Here is a 17,753-nt window from a genome sequence, read left to right as displayed (position 1 = left end):
CGTTTCAAGCTAGCGACAGGCCGTCCGAGCAGGAAACCTTGACCCGTCCTTCGGGCGAACCTTGCCAATCCCGGGAGCCGACCTTGATCATCACCCGCCGCGCCTTCACCACGATGCTGTCGCTGACCGGGCTTGCCGCGTTCGCCGGGCTCTCGCCGCTGCGGTTCATCTCGGACGCCATGATCCCTGAAGCAATGGCGCAGTCGGCCGCCGACGTCGCCAAGCCGGTGTCGCTGCCCGACATGGCGCTCGGCCCGAAGGATGCCGCCGTCACCATCACCGAATACGCCTCGATGACGTGCCCGCACTGCGCCGCCTTCAACGAGCAGGTGTTCCCGAAGATCAAGACGGAATACATCGACACCGGCAAGGTGCGTTACATCTTCCGCGAGTTCCCGCTCGACATCAAAGCCGCCGCCGGCTCGATGCTGTCGCGCTGCATCGCCAAGGACGATGCGCCGAAATACTTCGCGGTCACCGACATGCTGTTCCGCCAGCAGAATGACTGGGTGATGAAGAACACCACCGAGACCCTGACGCGGATCGGCAAGCAGGCCGGCCTCACCCAGCAGCAGGTCGAGGCCTGCCTGAAGGACCAGGCGCTGCTCGACAAGATTGCCGCCGACCAGAAATATGCCAGCGACGTGCTCAAGGTGGATTCGACGCCGACCTTCTTCATCAACGGCGAGAAGATCAAGGGCGACACCTCGTTCGAGGAGTTCGCCAAGAAGATCAACCCGCTGCTGAAGAGCTGATTCGCGCGTCAAGATCCTGATTCGCATCTCGAAAGCCGTATCTTTCCCGGCATAAATCCCTTGGGAAAAGCGGCTTTCGCCGGTTGCCCTCGCGGCGCACCGCGGCCATTGTCCAGCCGCATGAGGCGCCTCGCGCGACTCACCCAGACAGCGACATTGCCTTCCATGGTATTGTCCCGGCAGGGGGATTCGCGCCTGCCAACAGAGATGCGTGCTTATGAAAATCACCCGCCTGCGCCTTCACGGTTTCAAGTCCTTCGTTGAGCCCACGGACTTCGTCATCGAGCCCGGCCTGACCGGCGTTGTCGGCCCCAACGGCTGCGGCAAGTCGAATCTCGTCGAGGCGCTGCGCTGGGCGATGGGCGAGACCTCCTACAAGTCGCTGCGCGCGGCCGACATGGATGCGGTGATCTTCGCCGGCTCCGGCAACCGTCCGGCGCGCAACCATGCCGAAGTGACGATGACGATCGACAATGCCGATCGCACCGCGCCGGCGGCGATGAACGACAGCCAGATCCTGGAAATCTCCCGCCGCATCGAGCGCGAGGCGGGCTCGGTCTACCGCATCAACGGCCGCGACGTGCGGGCCCGCGACGTGCAGATCCTGTTCGCGGACGCCGCCACCGGCGCACGCTCGCCCGCCCTCGTTCACCAGGGCAAGATCGGCGAGATCATCCAGGCCAAGCCCGAGCAGCGCCGCCGCGTGCTGGAAGATGCCGCGGGCGTTGCCGGCCTGCATGCCCGCCGTCACGAGGCCGAGCTGCGGCTGAAGGCGGCCGAAACCAATCTCACCCGCGTCGAGGATGTGATCGGCCAGCTCTCCGGCCAGATGGAAGGCCTGAAGAAGCAGGCCCGCCAGGCCGTGCGCTATCGCGAGGTCGCCGCCAAGGTCCGCAAGGCCGAAGCCACGCTGTTCCACCTGCGCTGGGTCGGTGCCCATGCCGACGTCAACGAATCCGGCCAGACCCACGATCTCGCCGTGCGCGAGATGGCCGAGCGCACCCAGCACCAGGCCGAAGCGGCCCGCATCCAGGCGATCCGCGCCGCCGAGATGCCGGCGCTGCGCGATGCCGAAGCGCGCGCCGCCGCCGGCCTGCAGCGCCTGACCAATGCCCGCGAGCAGCTCGACCGTGAGGAAGAGCGCGCCAAGGAGCGCGTCGCCGAGCTCGAGCGCCGCCTCGCCCAGTTCGAGGGCGACATCTCCCGCGCCCAGCAGCAGACCATGGACGCCGACGTCGCGCTGCAGCGGCTCGACGCCGAAGATGCCGAGCTGAAGGAAGAGATCAAGTCGCGCGTCGAGAAGCGCTCCGGCGTCGACGAGCGCGTTGCCGAGGCCGAGGCGGTGCTGACCGAAACCGAGCAGCGCTTCGCCGAGCTCACCACCGCACTCGCCGACCTCACCGCCAAGCGCAACCAGCTCGAGGCCAACGTCCGCACCCATCGCGACAAGCTCGCCCGGCTCGATCAGGAGATCGCGAACGTCACGGCGGAAGAGCAGAAGCTCACCGAAGCAACCGGCGGCTTCGGCGATCTCGACGAGCTGACCGCGCTGGTCGAGACGGCGGAAGAGACGCTGGCGGCCTCCGAAGCTGCGGCGCAGGCCAGCGAAGCGGCGCATGTCGCGGCACGCCAGACGCTGGAATCCTCACGCTCGCCGCTGGTCGAGGCCGACAAGCGCGTGCAGCGGCTCGAGACCGAGGCGCGCACGATCTCGAAGATCGTCAACGGCGAGACCAAGAATTTGTGGCCGCCGATCATCGACGGCATCACCGTCGACAAGGGCTTTGAAAAGGCGATCGGCGCGGCACTCGGCGACGATCTCGATGCGCCGATCGATCCGTCGGCGCCGATGCGCTGGACCAATGTCGGACACACCGAGGGCGATCCGGAGCTGCCCGAAGGCGCCGTTCCGCTCTCCAACCATGTGCAGGCGCCGGCCGAGCTGGCGCGTCGCCTCGCGCAGATCGGTGTCGTCCCGCGCGAGCGCGGCGCCGAGCTGGTGTCGCAGCTCAAGACCGGCCAGCGGCTAGTCTCGCCTGAGGGCGACGTCTGGCGCTGGGACGGTTTTGTTGCCGCGGCGCATGCCCCGACCGGCGCCGCGCGGCGCCTGGCCGAGCGTGCCCGCCTCGTCGACATCGAGAACGAGCTGGAGCAGGCCCGCATCGACGCGCAGATCAAGCGCCAGGCGCTGGAGAACGCCGAGTCCGAGCTGCAGATGGCGGCCAGCACCGAGGGCGCTAGCCGCGAGGCCTGGCGCGCCGCGCAGCGCGAGCTCAACGTCGCGCGCGAGCGCCACGCCAATGCCGAGCGCGAGATCAGCCGCCATGCCGCGCGCAAGGCGACGCTGTCGGAGGCGCACAGCCGGCTCGCCGCCGATCGCGCCGAAGCCGAGGCCGCCTACGAATACGCCCAGGCCGGCATCGGCGAGCTGCCGTCAAGCGAGGACACCGAAACCCAGCTCGCCGCCGTCCGCAGCGACATCGAAGGCCGCCGCCGCATGGCCGCCCAGGTCCGCGCCGAGGCGCAGGCGCTGGCACGCGAAGCCGAGCTCGCCGATCGCCGCGTGCAGGCGATCCTCGCCGAACGCACCGAGTGGCAGAACCGCAAGGAGAGCGCGGCCTCCCATATCGACACCATCCAGGCCCGCATCGCCGAGCTCACGATCGAGCGCAGCGAGCTCGAAAACGCCCCGGCCGTGTTCGCCGAAAAGCGCAGCGCGCTGATCACCGAGATCGAATACGCCGAGAACGACCGCCGCATGGCCGCCGACGCGCTCGCCACCGCGGAAACCGCGATGGCCGAGACCGACCGAGTCGCCAAGCTGACGCTCGAAGCACTGTCGAGTGCCCGCGAGGCCACCGCCCGCGCCGAGGAGCGCATGGAAGGCGCCCGCCGCCGTCTGGAAGACATCGAGCGCGAGATCCGCGACATGCTCGAGGTCGAGCCGCAGGCCGTCGCCGGCCTTGCCGAGCTCGAGCCCGGCGCCGAACTGCCGCCGCTGCACGAGATCGAGGAGGACCTCGAGAAGATGCGCCGGGACCGCGAGCGCCTCGGCGCCGTCAATCTGCGCGCCGAGGAAGAGCTGCGCGAGGTCGAGACCCAGCACACCGGCCTCGTCACCGAGCGCGACGACCTGGTCGAGGCCATCAAGCGGCTGCGCCAGGGCATCCAGAGCCTCAACAAGGAAGCTCGCGAGCGGCTGCTGACCTCGTTCGACGTCGTCAACGACCACTTCAAGCGCCTGTTCGTCGAGCTGTTCGGCGGCGGCGAAGCCGCGCTGCACCTGATCGAGAGCGACGACCCCTTGGAAGCCGGCCTCGAAATCATCGCCAAGCCGCCGGGCAAGAAGCCGCAGACGCTGTCGCTGCTCTCGGGCGGCGAGCAGGCGCTGACCGCGATGGCACTGATCTTCGCGGTGTTCCTCACCAACCCGTCGCCGATCTGCGTGCTGGACGAAGTCGACGCGCCGCTCGACGACCACAACGTCGAACGGTACTGCAACCTCTTGCACGAAATGACCGGCTCGACCGACACGCGCTTCATCATCATCACGCACAATCCGATCACGATGGCGCGGATGAACCGCCTGTTCGGCGTCACCATGGCCGAGCGCGGCGTGTCGCAGCTGGTGTCGGTGAGCCTCGCCGAGGCCGTGGACATTCTCGACCAGAACGTGGCGTGATCTTGGACCGTCATTCCGGGGCGATGCGCAGCATCGAACCCGGAATCCATGGTACGACCGACGCTGCAGATAAATGGATTCCGGGTTCTCGCTTCGCGAGCCCCGGAATGACGTGGGGTTGCTGATGATCTCCCCCACCCTTCCCGCCGAACTGAAAGCCGCCCTCGACGGCAAGCTGCAGGGCTTCTCTCGCAGCGACGCGGCCCGGCGCTCGCAGAGGATCTCGACTACGTATCGCGCCGGCGGCACCTCCGGCACGATCAAGTCGGACGCAGATGCGCTCGCTTATGCGCTGGCGCGCATGCCCGCGACCTACGCGGCGGTGGCGGCGAGCCTCAATGCGCTCACCGAGATCGCGCCTGATCTCGCCCCCGAAACATTGCTCGACGTCGGCGCCGGTCCGGGCACCGCCAGCTGGGCCGCCGCGGAAGCCTTTCCGTCGCTACAGGATTTTACCCTGCTCGATGCCAACGCCACGCTGAGCCGGCTCGCGCTCGAACTGGCACACGGCAGCTCGCGATTGGCGGAGTGCCGTTATCTGCCCGGCGATGCCGGCGGCAACCTCGCCGAGGTCTCACAGGCCGATTTCGTCATCGCCAGCTACATCATCGGCGAGCTCAGCGAGGCCGATCAGCGCAAGCTGACCGAGGCGATGTGGGCCAAGGCGCGCCACGCGCTGGTGGTGATCGAGCCCGGCACGCCCGCTGGCTATGCCCGCATCCTCGCCCTGCGCCAGCAGCTGATCGCAGCTGGCGCCTTCGTCACCGCGCCCTGCCCGCACGAAAGGCCGTGCCCGCTCATCGCGCCCGACTGGTGCCATTTCAGCCAGCGCCTGCCGCGCTCGCAGGCGCACCGGCAGATCAAGGGCGCCGAGGTGCCGTTCGAGGACGAGCGCTTCATCTACGTCGCCCTGACCCGCACCCCGCCCGCGAGCCGCGCCGCGCGCGTGCTGGCACCGCCGGACGTCGGCAAGGCCGAGATCGCGGCCAAGCTTTGCACGGAGGCTGGGGTTGCGCCGGCAAACGTCCCGCGGCGGGACAAGGCGGCCTATGCCGAGGCCCGGCGCTGGCGCTGGGGCGATGCCGTCATGTCCGAAAGTTAATTTCGCTGGCCGTGCCTGCCTTGAACTCGGGCCGTTCCTGATCCGACCAAGTCTTACCTTCCCTCCGCGCCGGGCTCTCATCCTGCGTTAATTTCGTCTACCCTAGCGCCCGCCTTCTTCCCTCTTCAGGAGTTCTCCATGTCGACCGGCTGGATCGTTCTCGGCGTCATCGTCGTCCTCGCGCTGATCGCTTTCAGCGCCTACAACCGCCTGGTGGCGCTGAGCCAGCGTGTCGGCCAGGCCTTTGCCGACATCGACGTGCAGCTCAAGCAGCGTCACGACCTGATCCCGAACCTGGTCGAGACGGTGAAGGGCTACGCCTCGCACGAGCGCGGCACGCTCGACGACGTCATCAAGGCGCGCAATTCGGCGATGTCGGCACAGGGTCCGGCGCAGGTGTCCGCGGCCGAGAACCAGCTCTCCGGCGCGCTCGGCCGGCTGATCGCGCTGTCGGAGGCCTATCCCGACCTCAAGGCCAACGCCAATTTCCAGCAGCTCGCGTCCGAGCTCTCCGACCTCGAAAACAAGATCGCGGCGAGCCGCCGCTTCTTCAACAACGCGGTGCAGGAATACAATACCGGCATCCAGCAGCTGCCCGCAGCTCTGTTCGCGGGCATGTTCGGCTTCACCAAGAAGGACTTCTTCGATCTCGGCGCCAGCCGCACCGAGGTCGAGACCGTGCCGCAGGTGAAGTTCTGATTTGAGCCGATAGGCCGGCAGGGCATCGCGTCATGGCCGCGTATGGTCTCTACACGCACATCGCCTCGAACAAGCTTCGTTCGATGCTGCTGCTCGCCGGCCTGTTCGCGCTGGTCTATGTGCTGGTCTATGCCGGCGCGCTGGTGGCCGAGGTGTTCATCGACGACAGTGAGACCGCCGCGTACTATCTGAGACACGCCTTCTCGGACCTGCTCAAGGCCGCGCCGATTGCAACGGTCGTGGCGGCGGTCTGGATCGTGATCGCCTATTTCTTTCACCAGTCGATGATCGATGCCGTGACCGGCGGCCACAGCGTCACCCGGCAGGAACAGCCGCGGCTCTACAATCTGCTCGAGAACCTCTGCATCTCGCGCGGCCTCACCATGCCGAAGCTGAAGATCATGGAGAGCCCGGCGCTGAACGCGTTCGCGACCGGCCTCAATCCGCGGCAATATTCCATCACGGTCACCACGGGTCTCCTCGATGCCCTCAACGACAAGGAGATCGAGGCGGTGCTCGGCCACGAGCTGACCCACATCAAGAACGGCGATGTGCAACTGATGGTGGTCGCCGTCATCATCGCCGGCGTGGTCGGCTTCTTCGGCGAATTGTTCTTCCGCCTGTTCACGAATCTGAACTGGAGCTCGGGCGGCTCCTCGTCCTCGTCGTCGCGGTCGTCCTCGTCGTCGAGCGACAGCAAGAGCTCCGGCGGCGGCGCGATCATCGTCATCATCATCGCCATCGTGCTGATCGTGCTGGCCTGGCTGCTGTCGCAGGTGGTGAAGCTCGCACTGTCGCGGTCGCGCGAATATCTCGCCGACGCCGGTTCGGTCGAGCTGACGAAAGACCCCGACGCGATGATCTCGGCGCTGCGCAAGATCGAGGGCCGCGGCGAGCTGCCGGGCGCGACCTCGGCGGTGATGGAGCTCTGCGTCGACAATCCGCGCGAGGGCTTTGCCGACCTGTTCGCGACCCACCCTTCCGTGCAGTCCCGGGTCGACGCGCTGGTCAAGTTCGCCGGCGGGCGCGATCCGGGACCGCTGTCCGAACCGACTGAAGGAACCGATCAACCGGAGGCACAGGCGGGCCAGCTGGCCGCTCCACCCTCGCTGCACGCGATTCCATCGAACGACACTAAGCCGGCCGATGGCCTGCCGAACTCCTCCGGCGCCACAATTGAGATTAGAACGGGTCCCTGGAGCCGTTCTTGACGATCATGCCAACGAAGCGAAGACGTCAGGAGAGGCGGCTAATCCATCCGATCTTCCCGTTACCCCTTACGAAATACCAATCTCCAAGACGCAGCAATATGTTCGCTCCATCCTTGGTGCTCGCAGCAACACCAATCCCAAGATCCTTCCTTGGACCAGAGAACATGGGCAAAGACTTTCCTGCTATCTGAAAGCTCTCGTCCAGCGCCAAGGCGGGTGTGATCTGCTCGGCCTGCTGCAATTGTTTCAGCATATCTGTCAGAGCCGACTCAGACAACGAAGTGGTGTAGGCCATCGCCTGAGCGATGTGCAGGGGCCGTAAAGGATAGGATTCTTCAGTCAGCTTGAGTCTTGAGATCATTTTTGCAAACGTTGCACGATACGACGGGGTGCCACTGTCAGTGAATTTGAGCTCCCGCTCAACGATGCCTTTTGCATAGAGTAGCATTGCTTCGTAGGGTTTCGCACTTCGCCCATTCAAGAAGGCGTCCACGGCCCATTCCGAACCTGAGGCGAAGTCTGCGCCCAACGCAGATCGCGTGCTCGCGTCAGCATCTCCGTCGAGCGACTCTACAATGCGATTGTAGTAAAGCGATATCGCAGCAACGGCGAAGCGCTCAGTCTTGATTGGCGAGTCACGATTCTCGCCAGCGTTGGCCTTCATCCGCTGGAGTTTTAGCTTGAAAAGACGTTCAAGTGCATCAACCGGAAGCAGTTTCACGAAGCGAAGCGCTTCGGCTCTAACAGGCGGTTCATCGGAAGCGACAAACTCGAATATCCGCAGGATATCCCCGTCCTGAAGGTAAGGCAGCGATTTCCTGAAATCACGCTTCTTCGTCCCCTCCAATTGCCAGTAGGTCAGATCACCCGGGATCAGGCTGTTGTTGATGATGGCATTGATCAGAAGTTTTAGGGCTCGGGATTGCTGCTGCGGGAGAGTTCCCGGATTAATACTCGTCGCGATCGGGAGAACATAGCAATTTACGTTGGGCCAGTTCGGATAGATTTGATCCTGACGCACCTTCTTCTCCAGATCATCGCCATTCAAGAAGGCATCGATAAGTGGTCGAATGGTAGCATCAGGCTGACATCCGGGAGCAGCAACGGGCGTGGATTGCGAAACAACCGTATTGCTTGTCTTTGGGGTAGTGATTGGGGGCGCGCTACTGACGCCGCCCGTCCCAGTCGGGGTGAGCACCTCATTGGACGATCGCACCTCCGCCTGCGCGACCTGCCGAGTGGCGGCCTTGCTGTCAGTGGGCGCGGCGGATTTTTTCTTAGTGTAGAATATCTTGAGCGGCCCGGTACGTGGGCCAACGTAGGCCACTTTGCTGCGCACCAATTGTAGCGGCGTGATGACGTTTACCTTGTCGGCAGGACCACTGCCTGTGCTGAATACGCCGGTGAGACAGAGGTTCTTGTAGTCGGCGGCGTCCGAATTCCTGTCAGCCTCGACGAGGGTATCTACATAGCGCTTGTTGAAACTAAGCGCCAATGGTGACCTATCCTGTAGCCAGAATACCAAGTTGCCATTTTCAGCCTGCTCGTCCGGAGCCTGTTGAGCGTGCAAGAAATCAATCTCGCATGTACCCAAAGGCTTGTAGCCCTCCTTCTCCACGCGATACAGCCGAACCGTAATTTTGAAATCATCCTTGTCCTCAAAGTGAAGCCCGATTGTGTTGTTGTTCTTCCTCTGCATCACCACGCCATCTGAATTGATGTCGATCGTCGCAAAGGCCTTTGCTTCGGCGAAGTTCGTTGTTTCAAGCAGCGGCAATTCTGTGATCCGAACCTTCCAGTCGAGACCGCAGGCAGGTTTGAGCGAATAGGCAACCGAGCCTGCCAGCAGTGCCGCCGCGATTCCACCAGCAGCATCCACGGTCCATGGCAAACCAAGGAGCTTAAGCTGGCCGCGGATGCGAAGCGCCCCGCCAAGCGTCAGCCCGCCCGCCCCGAACAGCAGAGCGTAGGACAGGATCAGCATGGTGTATTCGGCGCACTTGAACATATTCCAGTGCGCGACAAACGCGATGAACAATGCACCGAGGATCACGAGAAATACAGGAAGGAGCACCTGGCGAACTGGACCGTTTTCCCGACGCAGCACTTCGGCATCGGTTGGTTTCCAACCGGGATCGCGTTTTGCGTCCTTTTCGTCGGCAGTGTTGGTTCCTGGACCGCCAGCATCGCTCATGGGCCGCCCCTAAAATTTCTTGTGAAAATTTGAGATTGCCAAATTTATGATGCACACGCAAGGGGCGAGAGGAACCGCCATCTAGCTGATATTTTCACTAGATGCAGGACAGTCTACACAGCCGGATCCGCAGTTTCGGTTGCTAGGTTGAATTCTCCCTTGTTTCTGCCATGTTCGCGCCCAACAGCAGACTCGGGACGTCTTTCGGGACATCGATTTGGGGCCCGGCCGATTGCGACCTCGCGATCGGGGGCGCGCGTTAGGGGACAGCAATGGCAAAGCCGGCAGTGGTTGTGGTGGGCGCGGACAAGGGCGGGGTCGGCAAGACCACGGTATCGCGCACCCTGCTCGATTATTTCTCGGCCAACAACGTGCCGACGCGGGCGTTCGATACGGAGTCGCCGCGCGGAACCCTGAAACGCTTCCACCCCGACATCACCGAGATCGTCGACATGACGACGACGGCCGATCAGATGAAGATCTTCGACACGCTCAACGCTGTCAGCCCTTCGGTCACCGTGATCGACGTCCGCGCCGGCCTGCTTTCGCCGGCGCTGGCCTCGCTGCGCGACATCGGCTTCCTCGACGCCGCCAAGGCCGGCCAGATCACCTTCGCCGTGTTCCACATCCTCGGACCCTCGATCGCCTCGCTGGAGGAGATCGCAGAGACCGCAGGCTTCATGGGGGGCGCGAAATATTTCCTGGTGAAGAACTTCATCAACGACACCCAGTTCTTCCAGTGGGACCAGGCGACCTACAATTCCTACTTCCACCGCATCAAGGACGCGACCGAGCTGACCATCCCCAAGCTCAACGAAATGGCCTATGAGCAGGTCGAGGTCTCCTCCGTCCCGTTCCTGAAATTCGTGGCCAACAAGGGCATCAGCGACGAGGCCGCGAACTATTCCTTCGTGCTGCGCGGTTATGTCCGGCACTGGCTGGCCAATGTCTGGAGCGAATACGACCGCATCCGCCTGACTGACATCGTCGGGTCGAAATCCGCCACCCGCAACAGCGAAAAATAGTTGCGCAAGCCGGGCTGATACGGCTGGATTGGGCGGTGAGTTGGCCTGATATAGCTGGCGATGCCCGCGACACCCGTCTACATCATCTGCTCGCCCCGCCCGCAGGTCGGCAAGACCTTGCTGGCGCGGCTTTTGAGCGAATTCCTGCTGCTCAAGAACGGCAACGTCGCGGCCTTCGACGTCAACCTGAAGGAGCCGTCGCTGCTCGATTACCTGCCGAAGGTGACCGAGACCGCCGACGTGATCGACACCTTCGGCAAGATGCAGCTGATGGACCGCGTCATCGTCGATGACGGACTTGCCAAGGTGATCGACCTCGGCTTCCACGCCTTCGACGAGTTCTTCAAGATGACCGACGAGATCGGCCTGCTGAAGGAGGCGGCGCGGCGCCACGTTGCGCCGATGATCCTGTTCGTCGCCGACACCGACCGCGTCTCGGCCCGCGCCCACGAGATGCTCCGTGGGCGGATCCCGCGGATGAACCTGGTCACGGTGGACAACGAATATGTCGTCCGCGGCGAGCTGCCGCCGGCAATGGGAGGCGGCCGGCTGTTCCGCCTTCCCGCGCTGCCCGGTTTCCTCAAGACCTATATCGACCGGCTGAATTTCTCCTTCACGGGCTATCTGCGCCAGGAGAAGGACTCTTCGACCGAGCTGCACCAATGGACCCGGCGCAACTACATCGCCTTCCGGGAGCTCGAGCTCAGCCTGATATTGCAGCGGTCGTGAAGCATTCGATCGGGAAGCCCGGTGTTCACCTCTCCCCAGCGGGGAGAGGTGAACCGCGTCCTTGGCCCACACACCGCCCCCGAAGCTTGTTCTGCCTCGTTGACGCTCAGTGCCCCTCGAACGACATCAGCGTGCGCACGGGCACGTCCATGGCGCGCAGCTTGGCGGCGCCGCCGAGCTCGGGCAGGTCGACGATGAAGCAGGCGGCAACCACGTTAGCGCCGATCTGGCGCAGCAGCTTGACCGCGCCTTCCGCGGTGCCGCCGGTGGCGATGAGATCGTCGACCAGGATCACGCGCTCGCCGGGTGCGACCGCGTCGACATGCATCTCCATCTCGTCGATGCCGTATTCGAGCGAATAGGCGATGCGCACCGTGGTATGCGGCAGCTTGCCCTTCTTGCGGATCGGCACGAAGCCCGCCGAGAGCTGATGCGCCACCGCGCCGCCGATGATGAAGCCGCGCGCCTCCATGCCGGCGACCTTGTCGATCTTGTTGCCGGCCCAGGGGTTGACGAGCTCGTCCACGGCTCGGCGGAACGCGCGCGCATCCGCGAGCAGGGTGGTGATGTCGCGGAACATGATCCCGGGCTTGGGATAATCCGGGATGGTGCGGACGCTGGCCTTGATGTCGTGGTCAAAAGTCATTCGTGCCTCTCAATTGACCGGCGCATCCAGCCGGAACGCGTTTTCGACAATACGTAGCCCCACCTCGCCGCCGAGCGACATCAGCGATTCCGGATGGAATTGCACGCCGGCGACCGGCAGGGTCTTGTGCTCCAGCGCCATGGCGACGCCGTCCTCGGTGCTGGCGGTGACGCTGAGCACCTCCGGCATGCTGTCGCGCTCGACATAGAGCGAGTGATAGCGTCCGATGACGATCTCGTTCGGCAAATTGCGCATCAGCCGTCCGCCGCGCACCTGCACCCGCGAGGGCCGGCCGTGGGCGGGATGGGTGAGCTGGCCGAGCTCGCCGCCGAAATATTCGCCGATCGCCTGCACGCCGAGGCAGACGCCGAACACCGGCAGCTTCCTCTCGAGCGCCGCATCGATCGTCGCCTTGATCCCGAAATCCTCAGGGCGCCCGGGGCCGGGCGACAGCACCAGCAAGTCCCACCTCTTCTGCTTGAGCATGTCGAGCGCATGCACATAGCGGACCACGGTGACGCTGGCGCCGACCTGGCGGAAATAATCGGCGAGCATGTGCACGAAGCTGTCGTCATGGTCGATCAGCAGCACCTGCTTGCCCGAGCCGGTGGCATCAGGCGCAAAGGTCGAGAGCGGCTTCGGCGGATCGCCGCGCAGCGCCTGGAACAGCGCGGCCGCCTTGACCTGGCACTCGCGGTCTTCTGCGGCGGGGTCTGAATCGAACAGGCAGGTGGCGCCGACGCGCACTTCGGCGAGGCCATCCTTCATGCGGATGGTGCGGATGGTGAGGCCGGTGTTAATGCTGCCGTCGAAATTCACCGCGCCGATCGCGCCGGCATACCAGCGCCGCGGCGAGCGCTCGTGGTCCTCGACGAACTGCATCGCCCACAGCTTTGGCGCGCCGGTGACGGTGACAGCCCAGGCGTGGGTGAGGAAGGCATCGAGCGCATCGAAGCCGGGGCGCAACATGCCCTCGACGTGATCAACGGTGTGGAACAGCTTTGAGTAAGTCTCGATCTGGCGGCGCGCCAGGACCTTGATGGTGCCGGGTACGCAGACGCGCGCCTTGTCGTTGCGGTCGACGTCGGTGCACATGTTGAGCTCGAACTCGTCCTTCTGCGAGTTCAGCAGCTGGCGGATCTGCTCGGCATCGCCGATCGCATCAAGGCCGCGCGCGATCGTGCCCGAGATCGGGCAGGTCTCGACGCGGCGGCCGTCCGAACGCACGAACATTTCGGGCGAAGCCGAGACCAGAAACTCGCCCTCGCCGAGATTCATCAGCGCACCATAGGGCGACGGGTTGATGACGCAGAGGCGCTGGAACACTTCGGCCGGCGAGCGGTCGCAGGGCTCGGCGAACAGCTGGCCGGGCACGGCCTCGAACAGATCGCCGCGGGCAAAGGCGGCGCGCGCTGTCTCGACCGTGGCCTGATATTCGCCCGGCGCGTGATCGGCAAAGCCCTGACGCGGCGTCTTCAGATAGGGGCTGTCGGCGGTCTCGCGCGGCAGGCCTTCGGTCGACTTGCCCTTCCAGGCGAAATCGTAAGAGAGCACGACGCCGCGGCCGGTGGCACGATCATAAGCAAGCAGACGATCGGGCACGTAGAGCACGATGTCTCGCTGGTCGGCCTCGCGCGGGCGCTTCTGCACGAGGTCCTCGATCTGGAAGACGAGGTCGTAGGCAAAGGCGCCGAACAGGCCGAGCAGGCCGTCATCACTGGCGGAGAAGGCGGCGACGAGATCGCGCACCAGCGACATCACGCTGGCACGCCGCGTGCGCTGGTCCTCCTCGACCGGCGCATCACCGCGGATGATGTGGCCGGCAAGGCAGCTCGCCGTTCTCTCGGAGATGACGACACAGGGTTCGCGCAGGACATCGCCGAGGAAGGCGATCAGCACCTCTCCGCGCGCGTTCAGCGCTTCCAGCTTGAAATTGACGCCAACTGTCTCGAGCTTGAGCGGCGGGTCGGAGAAGCCGAGATCGAAGCTCTCGTAGCGGCCGGGCACGGTCGTGCCCGAGGACAGCACCACGCCGCGGCGGCGGTCGAGCAGGTTGATCAGGTCGTCGAGCCGGTTGGCGCCGCCGGTGAACTGCTCGGCCACACGCGTGATCGCAAGCCCCGCGCGGGTCACGTAGTCGCTTCGAGCCGGGAGGGCAAAGACTGTCCTGTTCATGTCGTCCTCTTACGAAACTTGTCGAGGGAACGCCACACAGGACAAACGATCAGGCCGCCGCGCTGTGCTGGCGACCTCAGACGATTTTGGGAAAAGAAATCGCACCGGCCACCTCGTCAGGAGGTGCGCCACCAAAGACGGGCTGGGCGGACGGCGGTGCTCATGGGCGGATAATCACCATGGCGCGGGGGCGCCGTCAAGGGTGCGGCAAGGCGGTAGCCCGGATGGAGCGCAGCGCAATCCGGGGTTCGTCCACAATCGGAAAGTCCCCGGATTCCGCTTCGCTCCATCCGGGCTACGGACTAGAGGCCGCACCGCTTCCAAAGCGCGGCCATGTCTGCATCGGTCGCGTACTCGGCTCGATCGGCCTCGCGGAGCCCCTCAAGAACGGCAGCGCGATGGTCCTCCGGGACCTTGAAGGCCTCACGCTTCGACTGCGCATCGGCTTCAGATTTGTCCTTCACGCCCCTACCCCAGATGCTTCCTGAAAAACTCCGTCGCTCGGCCCCAGGCGAGCTCGGCGGCTTCGCGGTCGTGCACGGCCTGGCGCTGCTCGTTGACGAAGGCGTGCTCGGCGTCATAGCGGAACAGCTCCAGCGACTTGCCGGCGGCCTTCATGGCCTTCTCGAAACCGTTGACCAGCTCCGGCGTGCACCAATCGTCCTTGTTGGCGAAATGGGCCTGCAGCGGGATCTTGACGTCGGCAGGCTTGGCGGCCTGCTCGGGCGGGATGCCGTAGAACACGACGCCCGCCGCGAGCTCCGGGATCTTGGTCGCGCCGATGATGGTCACGGCGCCGCCGAGGCAGAAGCCGGTCAGCCCGACCTTGGCACCGTTGCGCGACAGATATTGCGTGGCGCCGCGCACGGTCTGCGTGGTGGCGTCCATGAAGTCGAGCGAGTTCATCTCCTTGTTGGCGCTGTCCGTGTCGTGATACGGCACCACCTTGCCCTTGTAGAGATCGGGCGCCAGCGCGTCGAAGCCGGCCAGCGCGAAGCGGTCGCACAGGCCCTTGATCTGATCGGACAGGCCCCACCATTCCTGGATCACGACGACGCCCGGCGCATTGCCGCGCCCGGCATTGGCGAGATAGCCCGAGGCGTCCTTACCGTCCGGGCGCTTGAAGGTGATGCTGGTTCCCATGGTGTCCTCCGGTGAGTTTCTGGGGGATCGGTTGGCGGCATTTTGGCGGGTGGGAGGGCGATAGGCAATCGTGCCGAGCAACACACTCTCGTGCCCGGATGAAATGCAGCGCGCCCCTGGCGATGCGCAAATCGTTTGCGGCGATGCATTGCTGATCCGGGGCCCAGCCCCACGCATCCAGTGTCCCGGCTCGCGCGCTTCGCGCGTCCGGGACACGGGACCAACAAAAAAGCCCCCGTACGGGGGCTTTTGCATTCTCGTCTTTCGCCGCTCAGTGCGAGTCGGCCCAGACCTTCTTCTTGGTGAAGTACATCAGGCCCGCGAAGACGATCAGGAACACGAAGACCTGGAAGCCGAGGCGCTTGCGCGCTTCCATGTGCGGCTCGGCGGTCCACATCAGGAAGGTGGTGACGTCCTTGGAGTACTGCGCGACGGTAGTCGGCGAGCCGTCGTCATAGGTCACCTGGCCGTCGCTGATCGGCTTCGGCATCTTGATGGCGTGGCCCGGGAAGTACTTGTTGTAGTACGAGCCCTCCGGGAGGGTGACGCCCTCCGGCACCTTGTCCTCATAGCCTTGGAGCAATGCGGCGACGTAGTCAGGCCCCTGCTCCTGGTACTGGGTGAAGACGTCGAAGATGAACCAGGGGAAGCCGCGCTTGTAGGAGCGCGCCTTGGTGATCAGGGACAGGTCCGGCGGCGCCGCACCGCCGTTCGCGGCACGCGCGGCCTGCTCATTCGCGAACGGCGACGGGAAATAGTCCGCCGGCCGGCCCGGACGCTCGAACATATCCCCCGCATCGTTCGGGCCGTCCTTGACCTTGTACTCGGATGCAAACGCCGCGGCTTGCGCCACCGAATAGCCGGGCCCGCCGGGCTCGGCGAGGTTACGGAAGGCGACGAAGGACAGGCCGTGGCAACTGGCGCAGACCTCCTTGTAGACCTTGAGGCCGCGCTGCAGCGCGCCGCGATCGAACTTACCGAAAGGGCCCGAGAACGACCATGTGTTGCCTGGCGGCTTATCGCTGCCTTCGGCTGCTTTCGCGCTGTCGATCGAGCCCGCGAACAGCGAGCCGGCGAGCGCCAGCACGATCGCGGTCGAGACCATCGGCGTCGACCGGCTGCCGGTCTTGGCCAGCACGGCATCCGAGATCGAGTTCGGCACCGGCCGCGGCTTCTCGATGCGCGCGAGCAGCGGCAGCACGATCAGGAAGTAGGCGAAATAGCAGAACGTCAGGATGCGGCCGGCGATGACGTAGATGCCTTCCGGCGGCTGTGCGCCGAGATAGCCGAGCAGGATGCAGACCGCGACGAAGATCCAGAAGAACTGCTTGGCGAGCGGTCGGTACTTCGAGGACCTGGTCTTGGCGGTGTCGAGCCAGGGCAGGAAGCACAGGATGATGATCGCCCCGAACATCGCGATGACGCCCGCGAGCTTGTCGGGAATCGAGCGCAGGATCGCGTAGAACGGCAGGTAATACCATTCCGGCACGATGTGCGGCGGCGTCACGCCCGGGTTCGCGGGAATGTAGTTGTCGGCGTCGCCGAGATAGTTCGGCATGTAGAAGATGAACCAAGCGTACAGCAGCAGGAAGCAGGCGACGCCGAACATGTCCTTGATGGTCGCATGCGGCGTGAACGGCACCGTGTCCTTTTCCGTCTTCGGCTCGACGCCATCAGGGTTGTTCTGGCCAGCGACGTGCAGCGCCCAGACGTGGAGCACGACGACGCCTGCGATCACGAACGGCAAGAGATAGTGCAGCGAGAAGAAGCGGTTCAGCGTCGGGTTGCCGACTGCATAGCCGCCCCAGAGCAGCGTCACGATGCTCTCGCCGACATAGGGAACGGCCGAGAACAAATTGGTGATGACGGTGGCGCCCCAGAAGCTCATCTGGCCCCAGGGCAGCACGTAGCCCATGAAGCCGGTCGCCATCATCAGGAGGTAGATGATGACGCCGAGGATCCACAGCACCTCACGCGGCTCCTTGTACGACCCGTAGTACAGACCGCGGAACATGTGGACGTAGACGGCGACGAAGAACATCGAGGCGCCGACCGCGTGCATGTTGCGCAGCAGCCAGCCGTAGTTCACGTCACGGACGATCAGCTCGACCGACTTGAAGGCGAGATCGGCGTTTGGCGTGTAGTGCATCGCCAGGATCACGCCGGTCAGGATCTGCATTCCGAGCATGAAGGAAAGAATGGCGCCGAAGGTCCACCAATAGTTCAGGTTGCGCGGGGTGGGATAGGCGACGAAGGAGGAATGGATGAGACCAAAAATCGGCAGGCGCCGCTCGATCCATTGCAGGGCCGGATTGCTCGGCTGGTAGTCGGATGGTCCGCTCATGATGCGATCCTGAGGAAATAGTACGACGAGACGGCGCGAAGCTTCGGA

At 64.4% G+C, this 17,753-nt stretch carries 13 protein-coding genes; 7 read left to right on the top strand and 6 right to left on the bottom strand.

Translation table 11 applies throughout. The features are described 5' to 3' along the window. The first annotated feature begins 83 nt into the window (after window positions 1–83). The 5 genes from I6F28_RS24670 to I6F28_RS24650 all read left to right on the top strand — a co-directional run bounded on the left by I6F28_RS24670 (window position 84) and on the right by I6F28_RS24650 (window position 7,449). Window positions 84–755 carry a DsbA family protein gene (locus I6F28_RS24670; protein WP_036006292.1) on the top strand — a complete coding sequence of 224 codons (672 nt, stop codon included), beginning with the start codon at window positions 84–86 and terminating at the stop codon, window positions 753–755. Between the two features lie 217 nt (window positions 756–972). After that, window positions 973–4,437 (top strand): chromosome segregation protein SMC, encoded by a 3,465-nt coding sequence (smc, locus tag I6F28_RS24665; protein ID WP_057026280.1) that lies wholly within the window; start codon window positions 973–975, stop codon window positions 4,435–4,437. Between the two features lie 124 nt (window positions 4,438–4,561). Next, window positions 4,562–5,539 carry a small ribosomal subunit Rsm22 family protein gene (locus I6F28_RS24660; RefSeq protein ID WP_225141504.1) on the top strand — a complete coding sequence of 326 codons (978 nt, stop codon included), beginning with the start codon at window positions 4,562–4,564 and terminating at the stop codon, window positions 5,537–5,539. 138 nt (window positions 5,540–5,677) lie between these two features. Beyond that, window positions 5,678–6,238 (top strand): LemA family protein, encoded by a 561-nt coding sequence (locus tag I6F28_RS24655; protein WP_036006288.1) that lies wholly within the window; start codon window positions 5,678–5,680, stop codon window positions 6,236–6,238. 32 nt (window positions 6,239–6,270) lie between these two features. Continuing rightward, window positions 6,271–7,449: a M48 family metallopeptidase gene (locus I6F28_RS24650; protein WP_225141502.1), complete on the top strand. Its 1,179-nt coding sequence runs from the start codon at window positions 6,271–6,273 to the stop codon at window positions 7,447–7,449. Window positions 7,450–7,474: 25 nt separating this feature from the next. Here the strand turns inward: I6F28_RS24650 and I6F28_RS24645 are convergent, their stop codons facing one another. Then, window positions 7,475–9,643: a hypothetical protein gene (locus I6F28_RS24645; RefSeq protein WP_225141500.1), complete on the bottom strand. Its 2,169-nt coding sequence runs from the start codon at window positions 9,641–9,643 to the stop codon at window positions 7,475–7,477. 272 nt (window positions 9,644–9,915) lie between these two features. Between I6F28_RS24645 and I6F28_RS24640 the strand changes: the two genes are divergently transcribed. Further along, window positions 9,916–10,668 (top strand): P-loop NTPase family protein, encoded by a 753-nt coding sequence (locus I6F28_RS24640; protein WP_036024846.1) that lies wholly within the window; start codon window positions 9,916–9,918, stop codon window positions 10,666–10,668. Between the two features lie 60 nt (window positions 10,669–10,728). Further along, window positions 10,729–11,397, top strand: coding sequence for a hypothetical protein (locus I6F28_RS24635; protein ID WP_036006282.1), 669 nt, complete (start codon window positions 10,729–10,731; stop codon window positions 11,395–11,397). A 106-nt stretch (window positions 11,398–11,503) separates the two neighbouring features. On the opposite strand, the gene I6F28_RS24630 is transcribed toward I6F28_RS24635, so the two are convergent. The 5 genes from I6F28_RS24630 to fbcH form a co-directional block, all read right to left on the bottom strand. Beyond that, window positions 11,504–12,043, bottom strand: a complete 540-nt coding sequence (locus tag I6F28_RS24630; RefSeq protein ID WP_036024845.1) for an adenine phosphoribosyltransferase — start codon at window positions 12,041–12,043, stop codon at window positions 11,504–11,506. Between the two features lie 9 nt (window positions 12,044–12,052). Next, the gene (locus I6F28_RS24625; protein WP_225141497.1) at window positions 12,053–14,218 is read right to left on the bottom strand and encodes an anthranilate synthase component I; all 2,166 of its coding nucleotides are present in this window, start codon (window positions 14,216–14,218) and stop codon (window positions 12,053–12,055) included. A 302-nt stretch (window positions 14,219–14,520) separates the two neighbouring features. Beyond that, window positions 14,521–14,682, bottom strand: a complete 162-nt coding sequence (locus tag I6F28_RS24620) for a hypothetical protein (RefSeq protein WP_157784007.1) — start codon at window positions 14,680–14,682, stop codon at window positions 14,521–14,523. A gap of 4 nt (window positions 14,683–14,686) precedes the next feature. Further along, on the bottom strand, window positions 14,687–15,361 hold the full coding sequence (locus tag I6F28_RS24615) for a dienelactone hydrolase family protein (RefSeq protein ID WP_057026276.1): 675 nt from the start codon (window positions 15,359–15,361) through the stop codon (window positions 14,687–14,689). 271 nt (window positions 15,362–15,632) lie between these two features. Further along, window positions 15,633–17,705: a cytochrome b/c1 gene (fbcH, locus tag I6F28_RS24610; protein WP_036024843.1), complete on the bottom strand. Its 2,073-nt coding sequence runs from the start codon at window positions 17,703–17,705 to the stop codon at window positions 15,633–15,635. Window positions 17,706–17,753 lie beyond the last annotated feature (48 nt).

Origin of the sequence: Bradyrhizobium sp. NBAIM14, from assembly GCF_020193895.1 — a bacterium.
Lineage (GTDB): Bacteria > Pseudomonadota > Alphaproteobacteria > Rhizobiales > Xanthobacteraceae > Bradyrhizobium > Bradyrhizobium yuanmingense.
Note: the sequence above shows the minus strand (reverse complement) of the source record. Positions and strands in the feature narration are given on the sequence as shown.

What these genes read in the sequence shown, in the direction of transcription:
- smc (WP_057026280.1), top strand. Translation starts at nt 973, where the DNA reads ATGAAAATCACCCGCCTGCGCCTTCACGGTTTCAAGTCCTTCGTTGAG.
- I6F28_RS24660 (WP_225141504.1), top strand. Translation starts at nt 4,562, where the DNA reads ATGATCTCCCCCACCCTTCCCGCCGAACTGAAAGCCGCCCTCGACGGC.
- I6F28_RS24655 (WP_036006288.1), top strand. Translation starts at nt 5,678, where the DNA reads ATGTCGACCGGCTGGATCGTTCTCGGCGTCATCGTCGTCCTCGCGCTG.
- I6F28_RS24650 (WP_225141502.1), top strand. Translation starts at nt 6,271, where the DNA reads ATGGCCGCGTATGGTCTCTACACGCACATCGCCTCGAACAAGCTTCGT.
- I6F28_RS24645 (WP_225141500.1), bottom strand. Translation starts at nt 9,643, where the DNA reads ATGAGCGATGCTGGCGGTCCAGGAACCAACACTGCCGACGAAAAGGAC.
- I6F28_RS24640 (WP_036024846.1), top strand. Translation starts at nt 9,916, where the DNA reads ATGGCAAAGCCGGCAGTGGTTGTGGTGGGCGCGGACAAGGGCGGGGTC.
- I6F28_RS24635 (WP_036006282.1), top strand. Translation starts at nt 10,729, where the DNA reads ATGCCCGCGACACCCGTCTACATCATCTGCTCGCCCCGCCCGCAGGTC.
- I6F28_RS24630 (WP_036024845.1), bottom strand. Translation starts at nt 12,043, where the DNA reads ATGACTTTTGACCACGACATCAAGGCCAGCGTCCGCACCATCCCGGAT.
- I6F28_RS24625 (WP_225141497.1), bottom strand. Translation starts at nt 14,218, where the DNA reads ATGAACAGGACAGTCTTTGCCCTCCCGGCTCGAAGCGACTACGTGACC.
- I6F28_RS24615 (WP_057026276.1), bottom strand. Translation starts at nt 15,361, where the DNA reads ATGGGAACCAGCATCACCTTCAAGCGCCCGGACGGTAAGGACGCCTCG.
- fbcH (WP_036024843.1), bottom strand. Translation starts at nt 17,705, where the DNA reads ATGAGCGGACCATCCGACTACCAGCCGAGCAATCCGGCCCTGCAATGG.